The sequence below is a fragment of the Comamonas sp. NyZ500 genome (assembly GCF_016772095.1).
Taxonomy (GTDB): Bacteria; Pseudomonadota; Gammaproteobacteria; order Burkholderiales; family Burkholderiaceae_C; genus Comamonas; species Comamonas thiooxydans.
Genome location: NZ_JAEIJE010000001.1, coordinates 783938 through 810287, shown reverse-complemented (window position 1 = coordinate 810287; position 26350 = coordinate 783938). Strand labels below are relative to the sequence as shown.

The following is a 26350-nucleotide window of genomic DNA, read 5'->3' as shown; positions in this document are numbered from 1 at the left end:
AGCCTTGCGGCTCAAGTCAAAGGGTGGGTCAGTTTGAGATGGAAATGGCGGGTCAGTTATGCGTGGAAATTAACATCTGGAGACTTGGAATACCCAAGCCAAGGCTGAAAAGGCCTGGGCGAAGGGTCACTGGTCCCAGAAGGACCACCTTTAAACCCGTGCCAGTCCCTGAGAAATCAGGGCTGGCATTTTCTTTCCCTATGGGGCTTTGGCCCCTATGGGCTGGAGTTCCCTGAGCCTAGTTTGGAGGACTCTATGTCTATTACTGCAAATGAAGCTGCGTTCAAAGAGCTTCTTCTGTGGACTCAGAATGAGCCCGCGCATCGTTATGAGATCTACGACGCGCGTATGGAGATCACCTATCGGCTCTATATCGCGAAGGACGCTATTGCGAAGGCAACTGAGCTGAGCTCGACAACCTTCCAGTGTCGTCTCATGGACCGCACCGTGGAGCAGATCCGGTATGTCAATGGCATATGGATGCATGAAGGTGGCAGCATGCTGTCGACCGTGCAGAGGCTGTTCGATCATGAGGCGCTCTTTCACATCATGCGTCGCCTAGAGATGCGTGCTGAGATTGAGGAGCTGCAGTCGCCAGACGTTGAAGAAGTAATGGCGCTTGCCGATACCGTGGCCTTTCGCCGCATTCAAGACTTGCCTGCTCAGCAGTCAGCAGCGTCCGTCATCGCGGTGCATGCACGCTCTAACCCTCTCTACCGAGAAGCCCTGAAGCGCGCATTGCCGCGCCTCGACATCTACGGAAAGGTTCAAGAGCTTACCGGCGTGGGCCTTGATCCAGACGAGATCCCGTTCTAAGCGGTACTGAAGTACCACCTCTTTAACCAAGCCAGCTCTCCACAAGGAGACTGGCTTTTCTATTTCTGGAGCTGCCCATGGCCTTAATGTTCTCGCGCCTGGCGCACAACTATGTCAAAAACGGCTACTACCCCACGGACGAGGAATCCATACGCCGGATCTCAAACCTGCTGCAGATGCCCGAGAAGGGGGGCATACGCATGTTTGACCCTTGCTGCGGCGAGGGCAGCGCGCTCGCCGATTTACGGCAGCTACTGACCGTCGATCGAGGGCGAATCGGCGGTGCCGAGGCCTTTGGCATCGAGCTGGACCGTGACAGAGCGCGTCATGCAAAGGGAATCCTCGACCGTGTGATTCATTCGGACGTGCACGATGTCGTGCTCAAGCCGAGAAGCATGGGCCTGCTGTTTCTAAATCCGCCTTACGGCTTCGGCGTTGCCGATCAATCAGCCCAGCGCTCGCTGTTGGCGGAGGCTGATAAGGCCGAGCGCCTGGAGCGAACCTTTCTTCGCAAAACCGTGCCATATCTCGCCTATGGCGGAGTGCTTGTCTACATCATTCCGCACTACGCGCTCGACGACGAAATACGCAGCTACCTGGTGCGCAACTTTGAGGATCTGCGGATCTTCATGGCGCCAGTGCAGCAGTTTCGACAATGCATTGTGATTGGCAAGCGCTGCCGGGCAACCCATGCCACCAAGGTGGCCCTGCAGCCACTGACTGAGGCCCAGGCCTCGGAAGAGGGCGCCCCTGTCATTCCAGACTCCTGGGAGTTGGAGCCATATGTCATTCCTGCGCTGCAGGTCGATCAGGAGTTCGACTTCCACGCTGTGCAGATCGATGCCGAGCAGCTCGGCGACGAGCTGGACAAGTATGAGTCGAGTCTGCTCTGGAGCGGGCTTTCATCGCAGTTCAGCCAGGTCGGCGGCGCTTGTCGACCGCCGTTGCGCGATCTGACGCCATGGCACCTTGCGCTTGCCCTTGCGGCTGGCCAGGTGGTCGGAATGATCCACGGCGCCGGCGGCAGAACGCTCCTGATAAAGGGGGATACCTACAAACGCAAGGAGCGCAAGGTGTCCGTTGACTTTGACGAGAAAGGTCAAGCATCGCAGACCACGGTGATGCTGGACCGGTTCGTTCCCGTCATCAATGCCATCGAGTTCACCCCCGACCACCGGCTGGGTCGGATCGTCGCCATCGCATAGCTTTTCTTTAACCACTGCTGGCCTAGGCCAGCGAACCGCAACCCCCTGGGGACACTTTCCCAGGGAAGGTCGTCCTCGTTCATTCACTTGATTGGAGATGACCTTGAGAAATGCTGTGAAGCCAGCACAACCATCGCAGCGCTATGACACGCCACTGTTTCGACTGGGTCGATGCGTAGCAACGCTAGGCCTAGACAACCTAATTTGCCAGGGGACCATCAATCCCCACGAACTCCTGCAGCGGCACATCTGTGGTGATCCAGGCGAGCTGGCCAACACGAAGTTGGTCATGTTTGCGCGCGACTTGGAAGCGGCGCGTGGCTAGCGACTATCTGCATTTCTTGTGAACAGCGAGTATGTATGGGTCGTGACAAGTGCTGACTGGTCGGTGACAAAGCTGATGCTTTCATCCGAATGGAGCGCTGAAGCACGCGCAGCGTAGTTCCTTACTGGAAACACGCTGTAAATCTAACCACCCTTGGGGGCACTAGCCCCTAGGGCCGGTGGTCCCCGATTTTTTAAACGAGGACCATCATGCAAACACAACCACCTACTGCAGCGGCAGCTCCACTTTTTCAGTTGGGCCGCTGTGTGGCCACAGTTGGAGCCGACGATCTACTTCGTCGTCTCGCCCTCAATCCGTACGACTTGCTCTCTAGGCATGTGCGCGGGGATTGGGGGGACTTAGACGAGTCAGATAAGTCATTGAATCGAAGGGCGCTTTTAGACAGAAGCCGTCTCATGTCTTCCTACTCGGTAGGCGATAAGAAGGTATGGGTCATAACCGACGCAGAGTGGGCGGTCACGACCATTTTGCTGCCCTCGGAATATTGATGGCGAGCTCGATGAATACCGTCCAGCTGCTTGAACACATCCTCAGCCTCCATCTGCAGGGGCTGACGACGCAGGACGAGCTCATGCTCGAAGCGCTTGCAGAGTTGCCCGCCAAGATCCCCCAGATCCTGGATGCGCTCAACAAGGCATGTGATGCATCAGCCAGTCTTGAGAACGTCATGCTTCATCTCGGGGAGCGCATGACGGAATCGGACCGGACGTTTCGCAATCTGGTTTCACTCGATCTGTCACTGGCGCTTGGCCTGCTTGCTTCCAGCAGCAAGCCATGCATCAGTGATGGATTCTGATACGACCCATTAAACCCATGAGAACCGGCTACAGCCGGTTTTCCCCAGCCTACCTGTAGGGGGTGAGCTGCGGAAAACCGTTTGACCTATCAGAAACGGTTTTAAGGCGCGCTGAGCCATGAAGGCGCACCAGGTCGAGAGACCTTGGCATTTCTTCAACTACCCTTGCGGGCCTATCCCGCAGGGGAGGGGCTCGCTCTATCCACTTCAACCAGGAGCGATCCATGAACACATCTTTCTCTAACAACATCCGTGATGGCCACCGCGGGAACACTGAGATTGATCTCGGCGACCGGCGTGTGCTCACCGTCTCAACACGTAAGTTGAATAGCTCCCTCGTCACATCGGCCTCTGTGTCATTGGTGGAGGGAGGTTTCAAGCGCTTTGTCATGGGCTTTGGCGGCGATGGCGATTTCAGCAAGACGCTCGTGGCTTCAAAGCCTAAGCGTGTGACTGAGAAGGTTGTCCGCGAACAGCATACGCAGGCGCTGACCCAGATCGAGGACCTCAAACTGCAGGTCGAGATGCACTACGACGCCTTGGAGAAACGCAAGGCGGCTGCCCATGCATGAGCTGGAGGAAGCAGCGCGGGATGTCGTTGACTCCTGGGAGTCGGGCGACCTTGCCGGTGCTGTCACGCAGCTCGGCAGGCTTCTCAACAACCAGGATCTGAATCGCGCTGAGTGCGCCGATGCAATCGCCCGTGCCAGGGAGATCCACGCCGATGACCAATGCCTCATCGATCCCTTGCCGCTGGTAGCGCCGGCGGAAGACGGTACCTACGTCGCCGCCTGGCTCTGGATACCGAATCCATAGTCTTTCATCCACCCACACGGGGCACGCCCCTTGTGGGCTGCTCCATAAAAGGAGCATTTCATGCAAAGAGCGCTTCACCGTATAGAGGGTTTCGCGGATCTATGGGCCGACGCTTGCCTGCGGAACGATGAGGGCGAGCTCATGTTTCTCTCGTTCTATGGGCGCGATGCTTCTGCCATGCAGTTCATCGCGGCTATGGAGCTGGGCAGGACTGAGCACGGAATCACGGATTTCACGTTGGTGAGCCCTGAAGGAACGCGTAACCATGTCCAGGTTGGATCTGCGGAGCGCCTGGGAAAGTTCACCGGTCGTCTACCGCGTCAGAACCTCTTTGGATCTTTGAACCATCTGTTCGTCTACGACAAACGCTTACAGGAGATCGACAAGCCCAACCGCATTGGCTGGGTGGTGTCCAACGTCGACGCCGGCATCGAGGAGAAGGTGTGGGCTCTGGTGAAAACCTTGGCTCCCATTGCGCTGCTCGATCACTGGCAAGGACCCTTGATTGCCTGGTGTCGAGAGAAGGGCGCTGTCCACGAGCTCGGGGGTGGCCTCTATCCGCGCATCGGAAATCTTCGCGCGCTGCGTGTAAGTATTTCTGATCACTTCATTCGGCATGTAAGTGAGGGCGTTCGCAACCGCGTTCTCCTTCCTTAACTCCATCAAGGCCTCGCCAGAGGCCTTTCTCACCTTCATTCATCTAACCGTTGGGCGCGCACTCCTTTGTGGGGTGTGCGCTCATTTTTTTGGAGCAAACAATGAACGATTTGGCAATTGCTGAGCCCGCTGTGACAGAGGCATCGACTACTGCGGCCGAGGCCGCCCCGGTGGTACAGGAAGTCGCTGATGAACTTGGCACGATCGAAGGCGCAGATTTTCTGGCCGAAGTGATTGATGAAACCCTGCCCCTTGGAGATTTCATACGCGAGTTTGGCCAAGGGCTGCTCGATCAGGTCCGGTCACAGAACCCGCCTGTCTATCTACCGCAGCGCGATCAACTGTCCGAGGTCTGGCTGGCCCGCCAGCAGATCCTCGACAATTTGAAGCGCAAGCCATTCAAAGAGCAATCCGAAGCGGTTCAGGCCATCGTAAAGCTCCTGGCTGATCGAGGCGAGCCAGCTGCGGTGTTGAACGCGGAGATGGGCACGGGCAAGACCATGATGGCCATCTGCGTGTCTGTGCTGCTTCAGCAGCTTCAGCGACGCAATCCGCGCACGCTTGTGATCTCACCGCCGCACCTTGTCTACAAGTGGCGGCGCGAGATTCTTGACACGGTACCCGGCGCTCGGGTCTGGATCTTGAATGGCCCGGACACACTGCGCAAGCTGCTGCAGATGCGTGCCCGCTTGGGCATCACAACGAGCCAGCCGGAGTTCTTCGTGCTGGGCCGTGTGCGGATGCGTATGGGGTTTCATTGGCGTCCGTCCTTTATCGAACGCACCATCCTCGTTGGTGGCCAGCGTTTCGTGGCTGCATGCTGCCCTTGCTGCATGCGGCCGCTCGAATCGAAGGGCGATGACGACGAGACCTTACCCATGTCCGTGCCCTTGGCCAAGCAGGTCCTCAGTGACCGCCGGCGAAAGTGCGAACACTGCAACTCGACGCTGTGGACGCTGATTCGCAATGGGCGGCCCATCGACTCCATGTCCGACCTGGTGCTCAACGCACTTCAGCAGATGCCAACCATCGGCCCGGTTTCTGCGAAGCGGCTGCTCAGCAAATTTGGAGAGAAAACACTGGCTGCGATGCTGGAGGACAACGTCTACGAGTTCTTGAACTTGATGGACGAGAAAGGGGAGCTGGTATTCAGCGACAAGCAGGCGAAGCGCATGGAGCGAAGCCTGGCCACGTTCGAGTTTTCAATCGGGCAGGGCGGCTATCAGCCCACGGAGTTCATCAAGCGCTATCTGCCGACCAACTACTTTGGTTTGCTGGTGGTCGATGAAGGACACGAGTACAAAAACGAGGGCTCGGCCCAGGGTCAGGCAATGGGCGTGTTGGCCAGCCAGTGCGAAAAAGTGCTGCTGCTGACGGGCACACTCATGGGCGGCTATGCGGATGATCTCTTTCACCTCCTCTGGCGCGTCAATCCCAGGGTGTTGATCGAGGACGGCTTCAAGCCATCCAAGACCGGCTCCATGGCTGCTGCGACCATGGGCTTCATGCGCGTGCATGGAGTGCTCAAGGACATCTACAAAGAGACCTCGACGACTTCCCACCGCACGGCCAAGGGCAAAGGCGTGACTGTTCGCACAAGCAAGGCTCCAGGGTTCGGCCCTGTGGGTATCTTGCGTTACGTGCTGCCAATGACGGTATTCCTAAAGCTGCGGGACATTGGGCAGAAGGTGCTGCCGGCATATGACGAGTCCTTTGTTGACGTGCAAATGCGCGATGACCAATCTGAGGCATACGCCGATATGTCGAGGAAATTGGTGCAGATCCTGAAGCAGGCCTTGGCCATGAAGGACAGCACGCTGTTGGGCGTGGTCATGAACGTGCTACTTGCATGGCCAGAATGCTGCTTTCGTTCGGAAACGGTGAGGCATCCAAGAAGCAAGGAGCTGCTGCACATGCAACCGGCTCTGTTCGATGATGTTGAATGCACTCCGAAAGAGGCCAAGCTCATTCAGCTCTGCATGGATGAGAAAGCCCTCGGCCGCAAGGTCTTGGTCTATTCAATCTACTCCGGCACCCGCGACACCACGGCCCGGTTGCGCATGCTGCTCGAAGCCAGGGGGTTCAAGGTAGCTGTGCTGCGCGCCAGCGTAGATGCGGCTAAGCGTGAAGACTGGGTAGCGGACCAGGTAGAGCGAGGCATCGATGTGCTCATCACCAATCCTGAGCTGGTGAAGACTGGTCTGGATTTGCTTGAGTTCCCAACGATCGTTTTCATGCAATCGGGATTCAACGTCTACACGATGCTTCAGGCCGCCAGGCGCTCCTGGCGCATTGGTCAGAAGCATGATGTTCGCGTGATCTTCCTTGGCTACGCCGGCACTTCACAAATGGAATGCCTGCGACTCATGGCCAAGAAAATCGCGGTATCGCAGTCCACCTCTGGCGATATGCCTGAAAGTGGACTGGACGTTCTCAACGACAACGAGGGCGAAAGCATTGAGATGGCTCTCGCGAGAGACCTTTTGACGATGTAGCCCATTTTGACCACAAGCTGTTTTCACAGCTTGTGGTCATTTTTCTATTTTGGAGGCACTTGACAGACATACAATTGTCACGCACAGTTACACAAGGCTTCATTGGAAATCTTCGCGTTCAACCCTTGTGAGGAGCCCACAAGATAAATTCCACGCGGAGTATTCAATGAAATAACGCCCTCCAGTCTTCCTGCACAGTCTTCGGCTGTCGCGTCTTACTCAAAATTCCTATTGCTTGTTTGCACTCGATTAATTTTGCTTCGAGTGCAATTCCTATCTGATACAGAGGTTCCGTATGAAGATTTCTAGCACATTGTCTCTTGTCGCAATTGCATGCGCGCTCGCTGCGTGCGGTGGTGGTGGCGGTGATAGCGGAGGAAGCACACCTTCCGACTCCAAGCCGGTCCCGGAAACGCCCAAAGCGAACTATCCAATTGAGATTCCGTCCAGTAATTATGCGGATGCGAATCGTGCGCAGATCTTCGACATCATCAACAAAAACCGCACGACATGCGGTTTCAGCTCGATCAAGCAGAATTCCTTGCTGGATATTTCTGCTCAGGGGCATGCCAGTTATTTGCAAGCAAATAAGACGATGGGACATACTCAAATTAGTATCAACCCAGGATTCACTGGGTCTGATCTTTTGGCCCGTGCGAAAGCTGCGGGATACCAGCCGAGCGTCTTAGGTGAGATTGCCGGCGGTGGTAACAGTGGGTCCTTGTTTGCAGGTACGAGTAACTCAGGGATTGAGACGCCGCTTAACCCGGCTGGCCGAACCTATATTCGAGGGCTGTTTGCGACCGTCTATCATCTGGCAGGGGCGGTTAGCGAATGGCACGAAATGGGTGTGGGATATTCGATGTCCTCCAATCTGACCTCAATCCCAGGGGAAACGGTTTTCTTTTCAACAGCAGTTGTCAATTTTGGTGTTCCTGCCGGCTCCACTGCCCCTATGTATGGAGGTGGAGAGATCAGATCGTTCCCCTGCGATGGAATCACTGATGTGACACCCGTATTCGCATCGGAAACGCCGAACCCGTATCCAAGCCGTGACTTCAATTTGTCTCCGATGGGGCATCCTGTCATCCTCACCTCAGGCAATGGAGGTGAGATCACTGTGACTTCTGCAAGCATGACAGATGTAGCATCTGGTGCTCTGGTTGATACTAAGATCTTTAACGCGTCAGATGATATGCACAAGATTCTGACACTGGATCAGGCATTTGTGATCCCCAATCATCCGTTAATGCCGAACACTGCCTACAGCGTGTCCGTTGACGGATCATCGGATGGCAAGAGCTTTAGAAAAGTAATCCGATTCACAACAGGTAATCAGAGCTAGTTTAAATAAAAAATTCCCCTTCAACAAGGGGGAGCTTTTGTTAGATCTATTTATGAGCACTTAATTGCAGATGCCATGCCCACCGAGGGTTGTAATTGCATAACCTTCTGTATTCATAGGGCATGATGGTCCTTCTGGGTACTTCCGCCAGCCGTCAAACTCCTTTGGACCAGATCCAATAAATGTTTTTGTCAAGTATCCTTGAGCTCCTTGTTTAGCCGTGCAGACGCCTCGCTCGAATAGATTTCCACATTGTCCATCTTGGTAAAATGCCTCAAAGGTACTAACAACAGATCCTTCAGCATAAGCACCATATCCAGGTACTACTATTTTTTCAGGGATGTAAGGTGGCGGATTTGGAGCCCATAATCTTGCTGTCCCAGTCGAGTCATAATTTTGCGCTATAGCCAAGCTAAAGGCTCCAAAAGACGCGAACAGAATTATATATCTTCTAAACTTCATAGATTACCTTTAATAGACGCAATAGGTTTGTGCAATGGCTTCGCCCGAGGCTGCAACACCGTTGTTGTCGACTATAGATATAGCCCATGCCCATCCATAATCTAGTGCATAGTGATTCAATTTGAATGCGTCCGTGCTTTGGTTCTTTGGGGTGAGAATAATCATTGCGCCTCTAGTGCCAGAGGTACAAGCAGGCTTATTTATCCAGCTTCCATTCCAAGCCGAGTAGGAATCAAAGAATATTTTTCTTCCGAATCGGTCGGCAAGCGTGACCCACTGATTCCCGGAGCAGTAAAGCGCAACGTCCTGGCTGTTCCAAGCCACGGCCTCATTACTCGGACACCAGCCTCCTGCAATAGCATCCTTCTGAGGAGATACTCCGATCCAATAGCTGCCGTTACACATCACCAAACCCAAGCCATTGGAGTCCTGGGCAATATCACCTTGCTGGTGTGTGCCTCCGCACCAGTTGCCCTTGACCTGAATGCTTGTCGGCTTGATGACTTGACCATAGGTACGTCCAGATCCGTCACTCATTGAGATACCGGCCGTGGCCACTCCCCCTGCATTCTTTACAGTCAAGTCGCCGCGGTTGTTGATGTTGGTGGTCTCCGCGCCACCATTTGTGATCGACAGCGATTGGGACGCGAGCGAGCCGGACTTCACCTTGCCAACCACGCTCAGGTCGCCCTGTAGGTCAGGATCGCGGTCGTCTCGGATGCGTACAAATTGAGAATAGATCGCCGCAGTCCTGGTCGTGCAAACGCCATAAGTGGCTGGGCCTGCGCTCCCTTGGGTTGGATAGTCACAGCTGCTCCCACGCAGGCGACTGGGCGCAAGCAAGGTCACCGTAGTGCCATACCCCTGGCTAGCGGATCTGATCTCTTCAGCTTGCACATGCCAAACGGAGCCCGTGGCCGCCGCGCAGGCTCCATCGGCTGCATATCCATTGCAACTTGCGGTCAGTGGTAGGTGGCTATACGAATAGGCGGTCAGCGAGCATGTCGATCCGGGGCAGCCAGATCGATCTACCGTGAGAAGTTGCCGGCGTCTCATTGGGTCGATGAGAGGAAATGAGGCAGGCAAATACTTGGCAGTGCGCAGCTCGTCGACCGTGGGAGCGAGTGGATCGGCGAAGCCGACCACAACCGATCCCATGGCAAGGGCCTGGGCATTGAGGTTCAGGAACTTGTCCAGTCCATCCTTGAGCGTCGAGAGGTAGACGCCGGTAGCTTCTGCGCGGCCGCTGTTGATCTTGTCGATTGCCTCCTTGGATGCATAGACGCCGAGAACGGCGGTCAAGCCAAGCACAGCGATGAGCTCAAGCAGGAGGAAGCCAGCCTGTTGTTTGCGATGAGGGCGCTTGCGCAGCATAGTGTCCTTTGGCCGTGCCAGATGCGGCACGGCGTGCGGGGGAGTTATTGGAAGGTGTATTCAATGTCGACGCCCGCCGGCACCGCGCAGCTGCTTTGCAGCGTCGCGATAGCAGGTTGGCCACCAGCGGCCTTTACGACGACTGTTCCGACCTTGATGCTCTCTGCTGCTCGCACCATCTGCGTAATCATCGGCATGCAGGCCTTCTCGTGAACCTTTGAGACCGTGACCAGCAGGTTGGCGCCAGGCGTGCCGGTTACGGCAATTGCCTGGGGGTTCAATCCGGTTGCTTGTATGGAGTGGGTCGCAGTAGCGCCGGAAACGCTGAAAGCAGAGTCTTTCAGTGCGCTGGCCAGCGTGGCCGTTGTCACGCCTGTATATGGCGTCGCGGTGGCCACGGTGTTTGCTGCACCCTGGATCGACGCCACGGCCTTGGCAAGGTCTCGCGCAAAGTACGGCGCACGGTATTCTCGATATAGGCCTTGCAGTGCGGGAAACGCCAGCACTGCGAGGATCACGATAATGCCGGCAACGACCATCAATTCGATCAGCGTGAAGCCGTCTTCTTTTCCTTTGCGTCGAAATGACTTGCGCAGGCGACGAGATTGATTAATAAAGCTTTGCATAGTTTTTTGCTCCTTGATAAAGCAGGTTGAAATAGACTTACAGGAAAACCATTTTTGCGGCATCTGTCATTTCTTGAATGGCAGAAAATGTGTTGAAAACAACCCAACCGACTATTGCTAACGATATAAACAGAATGCCCCATCGGAGGATGAATGCACGCTTTTTGATGCTCTTTCCCATATCGCGCTCTGTGCGACGACCGGTTAATTGAAGTCCGGCTTCTAAAGACTTTGCTTCAGAAATATCGAACAAGTAATATAGAGCATCCGGCTCCATTAGACCTACATCGAAAAGCCTACCGTCCACAAAGCCTAGTTCGATATTTTCTTGAATGCGTTGGCAGTACCATTGCAGCCATGGCTCCGCCTGCAATGAGATTGCCTTTATGCCTTCTCGAAGGTTTAGACCAGAGCCGCGCTTCACCAGAGTGGATAGGGTCGAAAGAAACATCGCACCGCGATAGTTCCTATAGACACGGTAGATAATTATCTTTTCCGCCCATTGACGAGATCGACCGCTCCAACGTGTCAAAGACCAACTAAATGCGATGCAGAATATTAGTATTCCTATTGCTAGGGGAATGATATATGAGGCAAAAACCTTGGAGAAATGGTCCAGATCTAATGCATGCGGACCATAAAGTGTTTCAGGTACAAAGTCGAAGGTAGCCTTAATTTGCGGCCACACGAAAGCTGGCACGCTTGTGAGAGTGGCAAGGACAACAATAATTGCGAATATTGCTACAGCAATGATGGAGAGAAACAGGCTGCGGGCCTCATCAACCACTCTCACCAAGCGCGCAGCCTCTTTTAATGCGTCCGGTACTGATCCAGTGCCTCCGTGGTTAGCTGCTGAAGCAATAATCAGCATGTCTGCATCGGGCAGCGTGCCTCGCCAAGTTGCGCCGATGTCTGCGCCAGTGTCCAGAAACTTGCTTGCCCAGTATTCGGAAAGCACCGCTCGTGGATGGGGGCGGAGTTTCTGCCAACGGTTCTTTGGCGCGTAGCGTTGAGCATCCTTTACGAATATGTCGTGCATAAGGATTCGCCCATCGGAATCTGAAAGCACGTCAGCGAGATACTCATAGTAGTCGGCCCGATGCTTTCTAAATTGGCGTGCTGCGCGTTTTAGTGGCGAGAAGAAATTAAGTATGGATCGCATCACACAGCCTGCAGCTTCTTAATTGATTGAAGACTCTTTGTGTGAACTGCAGCCATTTCACGGCGTCTTTCTACTGTGACGAATGACATGAATCGAGGCTCGATCTCTCTAGGGTCTATTTCACCTTTGCTCATTTTGTATATGGCACAGTCCATTGCAGATTTTCCTGTCATATCTGGATCGTCATATCGTGAGGTGCGCAATGACGCCAGATACCGGCTCAGTTCAATTGTTTTGGAGTCGCGAATACATTCCAGGAAATAGTCGTCAGGCTCAACCAACTCAGCGACGACGGTGCGGCCAAGTAAGCCATTCAGTTCAGGCAAGCCATCACGCCGGCATTTATCGCATCCATCGGGGTTTCTGACATATATCGTTTCTGGATCAATGTCGTAGAGACGTTTGATGCGTAAGAAGTAATCTTCCCACTCCATTGCGTTTTCACCTTGTAGGAACTTTGTGGCCTTAAGCTTGCAGCCGGGGCAGTTTTTCGGAAGTAGTGCCTGATATCCCAATAGCTTGAGGTTTCCAGGAGTGGAAACGACATCGATGTCAATGCCAATACCTGGCGATATCAAGCGTGCTGGTATACCCATGCAATTACGAGCGTGGACAGTCGTATAACAGTTCGTGCCCGATTCGATAGCATCTTGGAGCAGGGCGGCAGTTTGCTGGTCACGAATCTCTCCGATGAATAGATCGTTAAGAGCGGTTCGCTTTAGTGTTCTTTTCTTTGGCTTGAAAGGGTCTTCATCGCTTTCAAGGTCGCGACTCACTGTGTTCTGGTGGAAATGACTGCCTGGCAAGATGTTTTCTCGCGGGTCTTCCACTGTCATCACTTTGCGCGTGCTTGGAACTCCACTGAGTAGTGTCGATATCGTTGTCGATTTTCCTGAGTCAACGACCCCAGAGAGGACGATTGCACCGCCCTCGGATCGCATGGCCCGCATCAACATGGAGATCTGGGTGGGGATGTAGCCAAGTTGCTCCAGCGTCAGCGGTTCTTTCTTGGCATTGATTGGCGTGATCCGCATGGTGATCTGCGGGCCTTCGTCACAGGCCATCGACGCCCAGCGCAACATGAACTGTCCAAGCTCGGCCAGATCGATGAAGATCCGGCACTGGGATTCGACAGTGCCATTGAAAACGGGGTCTTTGACGCCCTTGGCAGTTTGGTACGCGACTCCAGCGATGGACAGAAGGGTTGCAGTTGGCAAATGGAAGCGTGGTGGGGCCACGTACTTGCCCTCGATCGTGAACCGGACCTCGCTGCGTGTTTGGGCAGTGAAGATGTTTAGGTGAATGTCAGAGGCGCGGTTGGTTACGCCGTAACGCACCAGTTCCTCGAACGACTGGTAGTAGCCCGCTTTTGCCCTGTCGCCCAGAATGTTGCGAAGGCGCTCCCCCTGGGTCCCGTCGATGTGGCCACGCGAGACGGCATGGATGATGGTTTCGCTCTCGACCAAATAGACGTTGGCGCCTGGTGCGAGACGGTAGTTTTTGGACAGGAGGAGCTCCGTCGTAGCCCGTAGTTCTTGAGAGCTTCGGTGGCGGCTGCTCACAAGCAGAATGAACTGCTTGCTGTCTTTTCGTGTTTCGAGAGGACAGATGTGCTGGGCCAGACTTCCCGCCAGGTTGATGTCCTTCGCGAGTGGGCGATGGAAGCTCACTTCCTTGAGCAGCTCGGTCTCGGTCTTTATGACACGCTGACTGGGGACAAAAGTGGTCGCAGTCACCGGAGCAGCGACTGTTGCACGTTGACGGGAGAAGAAAGGCCACTGCATCTTTAGGTCCTCATCGGTCGCTGCAGAGCTTCTGCGGAAACTTGCCGTGCTGCAGTTCGATGCACCGCGCATCAATGCGCTTCGCCGTATAGCCCGCCTTCATCTCGGAAGGCGTGAAGGCGTAGATTCGGCCGTCGATGGCCACCTCGGCTGTCCAGCGGCCTACACGCCCATAGATGCCATTGAGGGCAAGAAGCGGGCGAGGCTCCGGCGGTGCTTCTACGGCTGGCTGCACGGTTGGTGCAGCTGCTTGTGAAGCCGCGGCTGCAGGAGCGGAGCCCCCCGATTGGCCGAGCGCAGCCTCAACGGCCTTATCGGCTTCAAGTTGCATGAGCTTCTTCACAGTTGGAGCAAAGCCATAGCCTGGCTGTGGCTGCGATGCGGCCGCAGCGAGATCCTGGGCGGCAGCGTGCATGGCGAAGCCAATCAGCGCAGCTGCAACGGCGGGCTTAGTTCTTTGCATAGATTTCTCCGGCCAAGGTGGCCGTCATGAGGCTTTTCTTGAGAGACGCTTCGCCGTTGGCTTGCCAGTCGTTTGGCAGTCGGGCAAAGTCGACCTTGAATGAGGTCCACGCCACCGGTAGCTCTGGAGCTATCAGCAGGTCCACGCTGAGCAAGGGGCCGCTAAGGTTGGTCAACGCAGCTTTGTAGATGGCCAGCCCTAGCTCTGCAGGCATGGACACGGGCTCTCCGACCTTGTTGAGCGGTGCAGGAACTGCTTCCGGCTGGAATGGCCCAATGGTTTTTCCGCTGAAAGCGCGCAAGATCAGCTGCAACGAGCTGAGGCCACGTACTTGCTGGATGGCCAGTGGGGTAAGTTCATCGAAATTGAGGCGGCGTGCAGGCGCTGACACTTGCATCACCGCCTCTATTTCATCCACTGTGGAATAGCGGACCGTCCACTCGCGAGGGCGCAAACGATCGAAGTCCTCGTTGGTGGGGTCGAGACCCACATCAGCGGTGCGCTCGAATTTCAGCGTGCAGCCCCAAGTGCTGCCAGCGCTTGGTTTGCAGTCAGTCTCCTTTAGGCGCCACCCCGCGATGCTGGTGGGTAGTTTTTCAGTGGCTTCGCGCAATGCACGTAGCGCTTCGTGCCCGTAGGTAGATTTCTCCTGTGCATATGCTTGGAAGGCTTGAGTCCATGCGGTCTTGGGGTCCAACTCATTGGCGTTGGCCAAGAGCTCTGCTTGGCGTCTTTGCTCCAGTTGCCAATAGTCCCAAGCGCGTACGCCCCCGAGCAAAAGGAGCGCGCCGGCGACGGTGTAGAGCACAACTGGAGGGATGCTGGTACCGACCTTGGCCAAGGGCTCGCTGGCCTCATTGCTGGCTGCTGCGCTGATGACCTGGCTCAGCGTTACCGGCTGTACCTGTGGGGCAGGGTAAAGTAAATCTGGCTCATTTGTGAACAGTGAGATTGACGAGGTGGCCAATCGTTCAAATGCTGCGAGCCGCGCGCGAGCAGCTTCTTCGTCCGTCACCAGAGCATCGAAGCCGGTCGCTGGTGCTCCGTCGATTGCGGCGCAGATCCAGATCCCTTGTGGGAGCTTGATGGCTGCAAACACATGGCCGTTGGCGAAGGCGGCCACGCCGGCAGCCAAGGCGATGAGCTTTTCCCCCTGGTTGGAGACTTTGAGTTTCGCGGTGCCTACGGTGGCTGGTGCGACCGTGCAGTAGTAGTCTGCCTTTGCCTTGCGAGCAAGTTGTTGTGCGTGCTTTTTGAGATTCACGGCTTGGACGGTCTGCTGCCAAGTGACGCCGATCACATAGCGCCGTTCGATGAGGTATGCGCTCATGGTGGCCTCAGTTCATGAGCACAGGACGAACCACAACGAGGAATTCCTCACGTTCCAGGCTTTGCGCGTCAGAGCCGCCAGCGAGCAAACTCCAACCTTCAGCCAGACGGCGGCGGTTGTCTTTGGCCTTGTAGCGGGCCATGCCGGTGAGGACCATTACTTGGCCAGCTTTGAGCATGACCGTCGATTGATCGTCGATGCCTGACCTTTCGGGGTTTTGGACCCTTGAGATCGAAGTCCCCTGGCCCGAGGTCGTCTCAGTCATCGCCACCAGGTTTGTCATGCTGATGCCGAATCTCAACTGCACTGAGCCATCGTCCAGAATCGCCGGCTGGATCATGTAGCGGTCGCCTGTGGTCACATTGGCTGTCTTCATGCCCACTGACCCTGAGCCGGCAGCAGTGGAGGTCGATGGCAGCGTCTCAGACACGTATGAACGGTCGTTGAGGTTGGTCTTTCGAGCCCATTGGCGGTTCATCGCCTGCATTTCAATGGGGCGATGCTGGATGTTGGTGCCATACTCGTTCAGCGCCTGAATGGCCGCCTGTGAGCCTCCCCAGCGTGCTACCGTGCCGCTGTTCGGGTTGCCGCCATTTGCCAAAGAGAGGATCGTCATCCCGAATTGGCCAGCCGTGTCGCCCACCAGCGAAGTGGGCGAATCAATGGTGGCGCCCCATTTGGAGGTCAGCGAATTGAGCACCACGCCCCAGTTCACGCCTTTCTCGTCGCCGTCTTTCGTCGTGATAGAGTAGATGTCCATCTGAATGCGGACCTGGCGTTTCAGCGACTCGTTCTCGGACTTGACCACTTGGCGAATGCGCTGCATGGCCTCCTTGGTCGTGGTCACGGCGAACCTACCGGTACCCTGGTTGACGGCGATGGATGATCCGGGGACTGCAGCCACCATCTGCTGCAGGCTATTCATGAATGAATTGAAGATGTCAAGTGACCCAGCTTCGTCGATGCGGAAATTGGACTGGGAATTGCCGGTGGCGCCGGTGGTGCTGCTTGCACCCGATGTTGAGCCGCCTTGCAAATTCATAGCAAAGTCCTTGCTTCCTTCAAGAGCGGCGATCTCAAAGGTTTCGGTGACGTAGCGCTCAATAATGATCACGCCATCGCGATACGCATAGGACAGTCCCAGCCTGGCTGTTACGAACTCGGTGATGCCGCGCGGCGTGTTGTTCTTCCAGTCCATCTCAACCGTGTCGAGCATGAGGTTAGGACCAGGGCGTATGACCTCGACGCTCGCCTGGCCAGCAGCGGCCAGAGGTGCTGGCATGCTCATTCCTGCAACTGTGGCGGTCGCGGGCTTGGCCGGCTGGGCGGTGCTTGGGCTAGAAGCGACTGCCGATGACGCCGGGCTGTATACGTCCTGCTTGATGCGAAACGGAACACCCGTGATGCGGGACATGCGTTCGGCCCAAACTGCGAGGCTGACCTTGCCGCCAGTGCTTTTGTCTTCAAAGCTGATGAGCTTGAAGGTTTCATCGAAGATGGCGGGAAGGGAGTCTTCGGAACTGATCTCGATCATCTCGGAGCCGATCCATGGACGCGAAGCACGGCGCGCAACGATGGGCGAGAGCTGACGGGCGGCCGCTGCATTTGTGGCAGCCTTGTGGCCCTGAGTGGACTCTTCTACGCGCAGGCTCCGATTCATGACACCTGCGGCCTCCATGGAGCTGTCAATGTGACCACGAACTTGCTGGGTGACTGCGGGCGAAACACATCCTGCGAGCAGCAGAGCAGAAACGAGGGCCGTGGGTACGACGCTGTGCTTTAGGTTGGCCAGAATCATTGGGTGCATTCCTTGTCTTGCTCGCCACGGCGGGTGATACGGGCCAAGGGCGGGTTATTTGGGTAGAAGCAGACATCGAGCGGGTATTCGCTCGCTTGAATGCCTGGTGACGACAGAGCGGCGGTCACGGCCTGCTCGAATGGCATTTCGTAGGTCTCGGGGCTTCCGATCACGACATGCTTTCGCGCATCCCAGCGCACGCGATAGCCGGCTTCAGCGGCCCAGCGTGTGAAGGCCTTGTTCAGCGTTACGTCCTGGAGCTTGAGCTCCCAGCGACGTGCAGGCTGTCCAGAGCCGTCAGTGAAGGAGGCTTTCCAGTGTTGGCGGGCCTGGTCCACCCACGAGCCCGAGCCTGGAGCTGCGTTGGTTGTGAACAGTCCCTCAATCTGCGCGCGCGATGGTGCGCTTCCCTGTACCACTGCAGTGGCCACCGCTGTAGTCGGCGCGCTCGCGGCTACTGCCTCCAGCTTGGTGCCAGCAGCCGTTTCCGTGAGCTGAAGCTTGATCCCTTGGGGGAGTTGGCTGTTGACCGTCGAGATCAGATTGGCGACCGTGGAGCCACCTGCCTGTTTGACGGACACCTGAGTGTCCAGTGGTACCGCACTCGTGAAGGGGACGCCCAGCCGATCTGCCAGCAGTTGAGCCAGGCCTTGGGCCTTGTCCTGCCATGTCACTTCGATTTCAGATTGCAGGAGCGTTGATTTGGCGCTGGTGCCTTCAGCTTCCTGTGCCATGGTCGGCCAGGCAGTAAGCGCAACAGCGACAGCTGCAACGCATCGTCCTAGGTGATGAAATTTCATTGCGTTCCTCATTTGCTTGCTCGGGCCATGGCGTCTGCCCAGGCAAACTCGCGGTACAAAGCGAGAACCATGGGGACGTAGGCTTGTGTTTCGCGGTACGGCGGAATGCCTTTGTGCTTACGCACGGCGCCAGGGCCGGCGTTGTATGCGGCGAGTGCCAGCTCCCAGTCTCTAAACTCGAACCACATCTTTCGCAGGTAAGCTGCGCCGGTGGCCAGCCCAAGCTCGGGCTGATACAAGTTCACCTTTGGGTCCTGCAAGCCTTCGCCACGGGCCGTATCTGGCATGACTTGAGTGAGACCGAGCGCACCTGCAGGCGATCTCGCACGCGAGTTGAATTGGCTCTCGATAGCCACGAGAGCCATTAGCAACGCAGGCTCCAGTCCGTAATGAACAGCGATCGCGCGAATGGCCGGCTCGTGCTGCCAATAGTTGCGGAGCAGTTGCTCACAGTGGGCAGACCTGGAATTTCCGCGAAGGCAGTCGTAGGTCGGGAGCTTTTTCGGCGGCACCTGGGCCAGGGACAGGCCAGGTGCGGCGACGAGGGCTGCTAATAGCAGATTGCGAGCGATGTGGGCTAGGCTAAACATCCGCGCCTCACAGCATCGAGAGGGCCAACAGCCCAATGAGCAAGGTTGTTGTGCCTTTCACGAGATAGTGCACAAGCTCGCCCGTGGCAACACGTCCCGAGGTGTAGCGACCGTAAAGGGCGCTGAAAGCACTGGCTGTGACAAGAAAGAAAAACGCGCCGCTTCCTGCAAGCAGCATTTGCTTGAGGCTGGGCATCGGCATCCCGGAGCCCTGCAGGAAGCCTTGCTGCATTGCTGCCGAGACTTCCATGCATGCACCGGTGGCGTCTCGCGGGCAGCTGTTACCCCCCAACCCGGTGCCACCGTTGCCACCCGTGCTTCCAGAGCCGTTTCCGGGCGGGTTGGTGTTGCCTGGGTTGGTAGGTCGTCCATTGGCCATCCTGTCGGCCATGTCGCATATAGATGTGCCATTGCTGTCGGCAAAGCCACGGCAAGACCCTGAGTTAATCATTCGCTGGCAGTTGCCGATGCCAAGCTGCACGCAAGCGAGCACCAGATTCCCGTCGACGGCGCGCCCATCAAAAGTGCCCAAGCCAATCAATTGGTGGACCACGCCGGAACGCATGGCGTCGGCGGTGAGTTGGGACCAAGCATCGATCTGGGCCTGCAGGGGCAGTTGGCGATACTGTTCAGGTGTCACTCCTGCATACTTGGCGATGTTTGTCCTATTCATCTGCAGGACGCCATAGCAGCAGCTGCCGTTGAACGCGCTGGTGTTGCCGCCCGATTCAACGTTGATAGCAAGGTTGGCCACAGCCTGCGCGTTCTGCTTTAGCCAGGCACTCGCATTTGGCGAGTTTTGAATGGCTTGGGTAATGTCTGCAGAGCTGACGATGGCGGCCAAAGCCACGGCAGGCAATAGCCACACAAGCTTGGATAGTCGCGGGAGAAAGCGGCAGCTCATGTCTAACTCAGGCGCATAGCGCGATTGCATGCGGGAATGACTTTGCCGAACTGCCATGCCCGGAATCGAATCGTCAGGGCTGGCTGAGCCTGCTCTATGCGGTACTCGACGCGGTTCTGCGATCGGTCGGTATTGGCGTACAGCATGCAGTAGCCGGGGAGTTCAATGGCGCGCAGTCCAGGTCGAGGCGGCCAAGCGATGACACGCATGGTGCAGACGCTGTAGATGTCCATGGCTGCCGCGCCATTTGGTGCATCCAGGCAAAGTGTGTTCCCGGCAGCAGCGAACATGCTGAAGATGACTTTGCCCTCAGCGGTTGCGGTGTCACCCAGCAGCGCGAACGCAGGCATGCGCTTTCCTGCACTGCCCAGTCGTGGAGCGGAAAGCTCTGTTGCCCAAACTGTCTTGAGGATCTCCCGGTCCTCCGCTGTACCCGTGGACGAAAACACCGAGCTGTCGAAGACGACTTCTCGCATGGTCTCCCAGGACTGCGCGTGAGAGCTTGTCGCCATGGCAATGGCAAGCGCAGGGAATAGGGCAGAAATGAGGGGGCGAACGGAGGCGGGCGCGATCATCGTTGGTCCGCCTTCAAACGACCGCCACGCTCCAACTCATCCATGAATTGCTCGGGCGGTGTGGCGCCAACCAAGCGCTTGCCGCTTGCCAGCACCACGGTGGGCGTGTTGTTCATGCCATAGCGCTCACCGAGCTTGAGGATCTCTACCAAACCATCGGTGTTGCAGGACTCGGGCAATTGCGGCCGTGCGCCGTCCATGATGGCTTTCCACACGCCGGCACGGTCGCGTGAGCACCAGGCCATCCGTGCAAGAGATTGACTTCGCCGATCAGTGATGGGGAAGATGAAACGATAGATCGTCACGTTGTCGATCTGGTCGACGAATTTTGTGAAGACTCGGCAGATGGGGCAGAACGGGTCTTCGAAGAGAGCCATCACACGACTTCCATCTCCGTGCACTTCCTTAATCGCGTGCTGCAGGGGAAGCTTGTTGAATGGAATGACCATCCTCTTGTCTTGTTGTAAGGCGGTCAGGTCTGTTTTGCTCTTCAAATCCATCAACGAGCCGCCAACAAAACTGTAACGACCCGTTTCATTCACATAGAATATCTCCCCTTCGGAAATCACCTCATAAATGTTGGTGAGCGGTGTGGTATTGATTTGCTCTACATGCACCGCTCCGTTCGTGTTTGCGTTGACGCCGGCCTTGATCTGCGCCGCAACCTTTTCTGATACGTCCGCAGCTATTGCTCCAGCGGTCAAGCCAACGAACAAAGCCGCGGCTGCGGCAAGCCTGCCTCTCACTACGCGAGGCATTGCTTTGATATGTGATTGCTTTTGCATGGACCGCACTTTAGGGAGCGGTCGGCGTTGCCTCCAGCGGAAACCGTGCGTTACATACATCACGGTTTCCGCTTGACATATCAATTCCGAATTGATCTATATTCTGAACTGTCGAGGTGTGTGTCTCGCCAGCCAAAGAAGGCGCCGATGAGGCGGCTTCTTCGTGCGGGCATTCACACGGGTAGATGAATGAATAATTTGCTTGTTGCCGGCACGATGGATGTTCCCGCCGGCTGGGATTTCCGTTTTGGAGATTTTCTAACCGATCTATTTTTTCAAGAGGGCCTTGCAGAAAGCACTCTTCAGGTCCTCCAGATCCAGTTGCGAGCTTTCAACGCATGGCTGTTGGAATCGACCGGTCGCTCGTGGGAACATGCTTCGGTCGACGACCTGCAGGTATTCCTACTTAGCTGGAAAGACACCAGATCTGTTTCGGCACTACGTCTCAAACAATGGATGCTGCAGCGGTTGTACCGCTGGGCGAAAGAGTCCGGCATCGTGGACCTTGGCGTTCACCGCGCACTGCTACCACTTCGCGGGGGCTTGCGTCGCCCACGTCGCCCGCCATCCAGTAACGCGATCGCTAAGCTGATGGAGCTACCGGACACGAAAACTGCCAAAGGCATGCGAGATCGCGCAGCTTTGGAGCTGCTTTATGGATCTGGCTTACGCGCAGGAGAACTGCTCAACATCACGCTTGATCAGATCCCATCAAGGGGAAGACCAATGCAAATCTGGGGAAAGGGGAGCAAAGAGCGATTGGTCGTTGTTGGAGAGCACGCTCAATATTGGATTGCGCAATACAAAGGTGCACGGAAACTGATCCTCGCAGCCGGTGGCCATGGCAGCAGGTCCACATCAAAACTGTTTGTTAGCAGCGGACGCTATCCAGACTACCGCTACTACCAATTACGGCGGATGGTTAATCGCTATGGCAGCGAATGCGGTTTGCGATTGACGCCGCACGCGCTTCGCCACGCCTTCGCGTCACATCTGCACCAGGGAAGGGCATCGTTGCAAACCATCCAGTTGCTGCTTGGGCATGAGCGCCTAGAGACTACGGCGCACTATGTTTCCATCTTCCACGAGGATATTCGCGCCATGGCGGATCTGCATCATCCACGCGGCGCGAAATACGAGCGCTATGTGCGCTGGTAGTCTTGTCGTGTTTGAGCTGAATCGTTAGCATTGCTGCGTTTTCTACGCGATTGAGCTTTTGAGAATCGCAGAGCCCTAGGCTCAAAGCACTAACTGCTGCTTTGTCAGCACATCAGCCGGCCTAGCGCCATTCTTCCATTTCTGCATTGGTCCACTGGATCGGTGCAGACACTTCATTTGCAACCCGAACAGCGAACTATGTTTCCTTGTGCGGTGCTGTTTGCTAAAAATCCGGTTTGTCAAAAAATAATCGAAAATTTACTCGTCATTGGCTGTTAATTTCTTGAGACTCGTATTCCAACTTATCATTAAAGAACCCAAACGGGTAATACTAAAAGTGAGGAACTACATGAACCGTAACATTATTAGAGCATTAGTCGTTGCTGCTTCTTTTGCAGCAGTTGGCGTAGCAAACGCACAAGATGAAAAGAATGTCCACCACGAGTTGGCGGCGCATCATCATCAGCAAGCTACTCATCATCATCAGCAAGCAAGCCATCACAATCAACAAGCGGCTCACCATCATCAACAAGCCTCTCATCATCACCAACAAGCTGACCACCACCAGAAGCAAGCCCAACACCATCAAGCACAAGCGGAGCAAAAGGCTCCAAAGGCCAAGTAACCCGCATTCTAGGGCTTACGAGAAAGCCTAACTTCTTGGTTAAAGAGATGCCCGTGGCAGCGATCTGCTACGGGCATTTTTTAGTTTCTCTTCATATCATGTATTCATACTAGAATCTGCAGCATGTAAATCTAATGGTACTTATGCAATAGGATAGGTGAATGATTTCAATAACGCCGAGTTAAGTAATCGCTCAGAGGTATAAAAAATCGCTTAACCTGGAGACTTCTAAGAAGATAAAACCCAGTATTTAGAATCGAGGAACCCTCTATTGGCTTGATAATTATTCCACCCGTCTATTAACCCACTTTTATATAAAAAATTCTATGAATATAGTGTGCAAAGAAGTCCCGGAAAGATTAAATATAGAAGGGGATAGCTATTATAGAAGAAGAACAAAAGATAGAATGAAAATGAAATCTCCGAGTTCGTTTTAAGATAGCAATCTTTTACGCACCTCAGATGGAGTGAGACCCCAGGATCTTCTCATCATTGCAGTCATATGGCTGTTACTAGAGAAACCCGACATTAATGCAATCTCTGACAATGGTGCATCAAATCTCTGTAAGAGACTCTTTGCGATTGTTAGTCGCTTCTGCATTATGTATTGATGAGGAGGCAGTCCGGTGGATTCTTTGAATGCTCTTGAAAAATGGCTAGGAGAGAGACGCGCTAGAGATGACAATTTTTCGAGAGTTATGTTGCCTGAGAGATTATTAGCAATATAATCTTCGACTACTTTCCAATTGGTCGGAGAAAGGCCTCCGCCATTATCTTTTATAATATTATTGGAGAGACTGGAGTAGTTCCTAAGGATATGTATAGAGAATGTAGTGACGAGAGAGTTTAAATATTCCTTATAACCAAGATCTTTGCTCTCAAGTTCTTTGCGCATTTTCCTTGTAAGGTCTAGAGCGGTTCTATCTACCATGCCAATGCTCGTTTGTCTTAGTTCGAAATGATCGTCACCATACTCCAGTCCACAGAGCTCTTTGAATCTGTCAGTTTTAATACCTACGATCACGCATTCTTTCTCTGCATTCCATGCTCCATAGAAGTCAGAAGTTGCCGGTATTAACTCTAAGCCGCCAACACCCGTTAAGCTGACGTGCTTTTGGTCACTATTGAGCTTAAGTGCTCTACCTCGTTGAATGTTATGGAAAACAAGGAAATAGTTTACGTTGGCCCTGAACGCAAAAGAGCTGGGGGCTAGCGAAAAATATCCGACTGCCCCACTTTCTGCCTCATGTCGTACACCTCCCATTTCGGCGGGAAAAATAGAGAAGACACCGCTGTCCCCGTGTATTGATTGAGTTCTAACTACTGAGACTTCTCTTATCATATTCTAATTATATTGGTTTACTTAAGTAGTATTATGCAAAGATACTTCGCATATTAAATTAGACTGTGCAAGAATGTTCAGTTTATAATGATATCTTTTCTCAAGCGCTGCGCTTACCTATTAGTTCTAACGTCATTTATTGCGAAGCTATTAGGCAGTCTTCTGAAGTCGAGTGGCGACCATTCATCTCACATCGCAAGTATAAATTAAACTGATTAATTCGTGCCTTTGTGAGATTGGTCAGACAGCTATCTAAAGACGAACGATTCATACTACCACCTTGGCTATTAATAGTTCGAAAAGTGCACTCCGCATCTCTAAATCCGATCCATTTCCTTTGCGCCACTATCAGCTGGCTTTGTGCAGCTTCGTCGTGTCTTAAGTGATCGATGATTTCTCTATACTTCGTGTTAAGTTGCCTGTCGATTTTCCCGAGTTCATTCGCTGCACATACGGAAATTTGAGCCTGAGTTGATGCCCGTTCAAAGCAAGCGTCATCAGACGCGAATGCTCTTGGCACGATAAAAACAAGAATAAGAAGAGGTCGCCCCTTCGCTAGTAGTTTCATATTTAAATCCTTAAAGAAATTTATATACTTAACCTCTGTTTTCTACTTCCGGATCGTCGACCAGACAACCTATCCCATGACATCCGATATAACCTCCATTTATATCGAAATTCGGCTCACCATTTTTATCGTATTGAGGGGTTTTGTCAATATTGACATTCGGACGGTCTACTTGGCACCCATTTCCGTAGCAGCCGTTATATCGACTATCCCGTGGATAATTGCTATTCGTGTGGCTGCGCTTATGAGTGTCAGAAGTCATGTCTTCAATCAACACACCTAAAACCACTCCACCTAATACAGAGCCCAAGTCATGTCCCCGTTCATCGTAGTGGCGGGCTCCGGGATCATAGTCATCACCTCGCCCATAGTGGTAGCCTCCTACGTCCGCGAAGACACCTGAACAGCCTCTTGATACCCAAATATATTGACTTTTGGGGTTATATCCCCAGGTCCTATTAATAATACAGGCACTGCTCGATATCTGATGTACGAGCTGGGGGCGACTGATATTTCCAGCGAAACACTCATCATATTCGTAGTTGCGTGAATGACATTCAACGGTGTCTTGTGCATTAACCGGGAAGGCCAGAAACGCAGCCACCGATCCTATAATTCGAGAAAAGTGCAAATAATTCATCCCTGCATGCTTTCGATTGTTAATGAAATCTCGCCACACGTCGTCGGCAGTAGCTTCTTTATGGGCTCCCGACTATTCTTTCAATGTTCTGTAAATGTCTGCTGATAGTCAGAGCATCCTGTATTTGTTCAAAGTAGTGGCGATAAGCCCCCACAATCCAAGCACAGCATGCTTCGTTACCGTAGTAATAGGAAAAAATAACAGCAACAATCGCGGCAACTATGAGAGCTAGCCACCAAGTGTGCCGTTTGCAGACAGCTAGTCTGTTTTTCTCAACCATCTTTCGTGGTGCTGCTGTACACAACAATAAAAATCAAATTCTCCTGAACCATATGGTGGTTTTTATATCGGTAACTATTCTAGAAATGATTGTAGACGACGCATTTCGGAGAAAAGTTATACAGTAAGAAATTTTTACAAAGAGCATTATTTTGGTAAAGCAAGTTTCTGACAAATTTTCTTTGCGCATCTTCTTAATCCATCAATATTTTCAATGATATAAACATGACAACAGCAGGATCTTGATAGTTTTACGCTGTATGCTGGAAACTGCAGGTAGATGGCGTTTTCTTGCAGAGAGTTATTTTCTCTGAAGATATTACGCTTGGTAAGTAAGAGAAAATATAGGAGTGATAATGAAATTAATAGGTGCTGTTGCCAGTGGCGCTATCTTCATCGGACTACTGAGTGGTTGCGCCGCCCTCGATCGTATGGAGGCTGAGAACTTCCGTAAGAAGTGTGAGTCTTTGGGGATCTCTCACGGATCCCCTGCATTCGATAGTTGCATTTTGCAGCAACAGTCTTTAGAAGAACAAGGGCTCCAGAGATCCATGGATCGCTCGGCAGAGCGGGAGTTAATTAAGAAGATTCGTGCGAAGTAGTCTCTGG

General features: G+C 54.0%; 26 protein-coding genes. 11 read left to right on the top strand and 15 right to left on the bottom strand.

Annotated elements, in window-relative coordinates; all coding sequences use genetic code 11:
* The first annotated feature begins 255 nt into the window (after positions 1–255).
* From JAO85_RS03615 to JAO85_RS03580, 8 genes are all read left to right on the top strand, one after another.
* Entirely contained in the window at positions 256–816 is a 561-nt protein-coding gene (locus JAO85_RS03615) for a hypothetical protein (protein WP_202787491.1), read from the top strand.
* 77 nt (positions 817–893) lie between these two features.
* Positions 894–2021 (top strand): DUF6094 domain-containing protein, encoded by a 1128-nt coding sequence (locus JAO85_RS03610; RefSeq protein ID WP_202787490.1) that lies wholly within the window; start codon positions 894–896, stop codon positions 2019–2021.
* Positions 2022–2866: 845 nt separating this feature from the next.
* Entirely contained in the window at positions 2867–3163 is a 297-nt protein-coding gene (locus JAO85_RS03605; protein WP_232536003.1) for a hypothetical protein, read from the top strand.
* A gap of 224 nt (positions 3164–3387) precedes the next feature.
* Complete coding sequence (locus JAO85_RS03600) at positions 3388–3735, top strand: hypothetical protein (protein WP_029158312.1); 348 nt, start codon at positions 3388–3390, stop codon at positions 3733–3735.
* On the top strand, positions 3728–3979 hold the full coding sequence (locus JAO85_RS03595; RefSeq protein ID WP_202787489.1) for a hypothetical protein: 252 nt from the start codon (positions 3728–3730) through the stop codon (positions 3977–3979). The genes JAO85_RS03600 and JAO85_RS03595 overlap by 8 nt, the downstream gene beginning before the upstream one ends.
* Positions 3980–4120: 141 nt before the next feature.
* Positions 4121–4636, top strand: coding sequence for a hypothetical protein (locus JAO85_RS03590; protein WP_237734684.1), 516 nt, complete (start codon positions 4121–4123; stop codon positions 4634–4636).
* A 101-nt stretch (positions 4637–4737) separates the two neighbouring features.
* Positions 4738–7131 (top strand): DEAD/DEAH box helicase family protein, encoded by a 2394-nt coding sequence (locus tag JAO85_RS03585; protein WP_202787487.1) that lies wholly within the window; start codon positions 4738–4740, stop codon positions 7129–7131.
* Positions 7132–7426: 295 nt separating this feature from the next.
* Positions 7427–8476, top strand: coding sequence for a hypothetical protein (locus JAO85_RS03580; protein WP_202787486.1), 1050 nt, complete (start codon positions 7427–7429; stop codon positions 8474–8476).
* 471 nt (positions 8477–8947) lie between these two features.
* On the opposite strand, the gene JAO85_RS03575 is transcribed toward JAO85_RS03580, so the two are convergent.
* From JAO85_RS03575 to JAO85_RS03545, 7 genes are read right to left on the bottom strand one after another with little or no spacing between them, the layout of a single operon-like run.
* A complete protein-coding gene (locus JAO85_RS03575; RefSeq protein ID WP_202787485.1) occupies positions 8948–10312 on the bottom strand; it encodes a type II secretion system protein in 1365 nt (454 codons plus the stop codon).
* Between the two features lie 44 nt (positions 10313–10356).
* Positions 10357–11001: a prepilin-type N-terminal cleavage/methylation domain-containing protein gene (locus tag JAO85_RS03570; protein WP_237704442.1), complete on the bottom strand. Its 645-nt coding sequence runs from the start codon at positions 10999–11001 to the stop codon at positions 10357–10359.
* On the bottom strand, positions 10976–12100 hold the full coding sequence (locus JAO85_RS03565; protein WP_202787484.1) for a general secretion pathway protein: 1125 nt from the start codon (positions 12098–12100) through the stop codon (positions 10976–10978). The genes JAO85_RS03570 and JAO85_RS03565 overlap by 26 nt, the downstream gene beginning before the upstream one ends.
* Positions 12100–13884 carry an ATPase, T2SS/T4P/T4SS family gene (locus JAO85_RS03560; RefSeq protein WP_202787483.1) on the bottom strand — a complete coding sequence of 595 codons (1785 nt, stop codon included), beginning with the start codon at positions 13882–13884 and terminating at the stop codon, positions 12100–12102. The genes JAO85_RS03565 and JAO85_RS03560 overlap by 1 nt, the downstream gene beginning before the upstream one ends.
* A gap of 10 nt (positions 13885–13894) precedes the next feature.
* Complete coding sequence (locus tag JAO85_RS03555) at positions 13895–14347, bottom strand: hypothetical protein (RefSeq protein WP_202787482.1); 453 nt, start codon at positions 14345–14347, stop codon at positions 13895–13897.
* Positions 14334–15677, bottom strand: a complete 1344-nt coding sequence (gene pilO2 / locus JAO85_RS03550) for a type 4b pilus protein PilO2 (protein WP_202787481.1) — start codon at positions 15675–15677, stop codon at positions 14334–14336. Before pilO2 ends, JAO85_RS03555 begins: the two co-directional genes overlap by 14 nt.
* Before the next feature lie 7 nt (positions 15678–15684).
* Complete coding sequence (locus JAO85_RS03545; RefSeq protein ID WP_370552192.1) at positions 15685–16875, bottom strand: hypothetical protein; 1191 nt, start codon at positions 16873–16875, stop codon at positions 15685–15687.
* On the opposite strand from JAO85_RS03545, the gene JAO85_RS25800 reads away from it, so the two are divergent.
* Complete coding sequence (locus JAO85_RS25800; protein WP_370552191.1) at positions 16844–17266, top strand: DUF6519 domain-containing protein; 423 nt, start codon at positions 16844–16846, stop codon at positions 17264–17266. The two genes, JAO85_RS03545 and JAO85_RS25800, sit on opposite strands and share 32 nt — an antisense overlap.
* Positions 17267–17471: 205 nt before the next feature.
* Here the strand turns inward: JAO85_RS25800 and JAO85_RS03540 are convergent, their stop codons facing one another.
* The 5 genes from JAO85_RS03540 to JAO85_RS03520 all read right to left on the bottom strand — a co-directional run bounded on the left by JAO85_RS03540 (position 17472) and on the right by JAO85_RS03520 (position 21102).
* The gene (locus JAO85_RS03540) at positions 17472–18209 is read right to left on the bottom strand and encodes a TcpQ domain-containing protein (RefSeq protein WP_202787479.1); all 738 of its coding nucleotides are present in this window, start codon (positions 18207–18209) and stop codon (positions 17472–17474) included.
* Positions 18210–18283: 74 nt separating this feature from the next.
* The gene (locus JAO85_RS03535; protein ID WP_202787478.1) at positions 18284–18865 is read right to left on the bottom strand and encodes a lytic transglycosylase domain-containing protein; all 582 of its coding nucleotides are present in this window, start codon (positions 18863–18865) and stop codon (positions 18284–18286) included.
* A gap of 7 nt (positions 18866–18872) precedes the next feature.
* Positions 18873–19799, bottom strand: a complete 927-nt coding sequence (locus tag JAO85_RS03530) for a hypothetical protein (RefSeq protein WP_202787477.1) — start codon at positions 19797–19799, stop codon at positions 18873–18875.
* The gene (locus JAO85_RS03525) at positions 19772–20344 is read right to left on the bottom strand and encodes a hypothetical protein (RefSeq protein ID WP_202787476.1); all 573 of its coding nucleotides are present in this window, start codon (positions 20342–20344) and stop codon (positions 19772–19774) included. The genes JAO85_RS03530 and JAO85_RS03525 overlap by 28 nt, the downstream gene beginning before the upstream one ends.
* Positions 20341–21102: a DsbC family protein gene (locus JAO85_RS03520; protein WP_202787529.1), complete on the bottom strand. Its 762-nt coding sequence runs from the start codon at positions 21100–21102 to the stop codon at positions 20341–20343. The genes JAO85_RS03525 and JAO85_RS03520 overlap by 4 nt, the downstream gene beginning before the upstream one ends.
* A 216-nt stretch (positions 21103–21318) precedes the next feature.
* Here JAO85_RS03520 and JAO85_RS03515 point away from each other — a divergent pair, with 216 nt between their 5' ends.
* Both JAO85_RS03515 and JAO85_RS03510 read left to right on the top strand, forming a co-directional pair.
* Complete coding sequence (locus JAO85_RS03515) at positions 21319–22287, top strand: tyrosine-type recombinase/integrase (RefSeq protein ID WP_237734683.1); 969 nt, start codon at positions 21319–21321, stop codon at positions 22285–22287.
* Between the two features lie 349 nt (positions 22288–22636).
* Complete coding sequence (locus tag JAO85_RS03510) at positions 22637–22912, top strand: hypothetical protein (RefSeq protein WP_202787475.1); 276 nt, start codon at positions 22637–22639, stop codon at positions 22910–22912.
* 433 nt (positions 22913–23345) lie between these two features.
* Here the strand turns inward: JAO85_RS03510 and JAO85_RS03505 are convergent, their stop codons facing one another.
* The 3 genes from JAO85_RS03505 to JAO85_RS03495 form a co-directional block, all read right to left on the bottom strand.
* Entirely contained in the window at positions 23346–24254 is a 909-nt protein-coding gene (locus tag JAO85_RS03505; RefSeq protein WP_202787474.1) for a helix-turn-helix domain-containing protein, read from the bottom strand.
* A 136-nt stretch (positions 24255–24390) separates the two neighbouring features.
* Positions 24391–24822, bottom strand: coding sequence for a lysozyme inhibitor LprI family protein (locus JAO85_RS25795; RefSeq protein ID WP_202787473.1), 432 nt, complete (start codon positions 24820–24822; stop codon positions 24391–24393).
* A 28-nt stretch (positions 24823–24850) separates the two neighbouring features.
* Positions 24851–25462, bottom strand: coding sequence for a DUF3011 domain-containing protein (locus JAO85_RS03495; RefSeq protein WP_202787472.1), 612 nt, complete (start codon positions 25460–25462; stop codon positions 24851–24853).
* Positions 25463–26350: the final 888 nt, after the last annotated feature.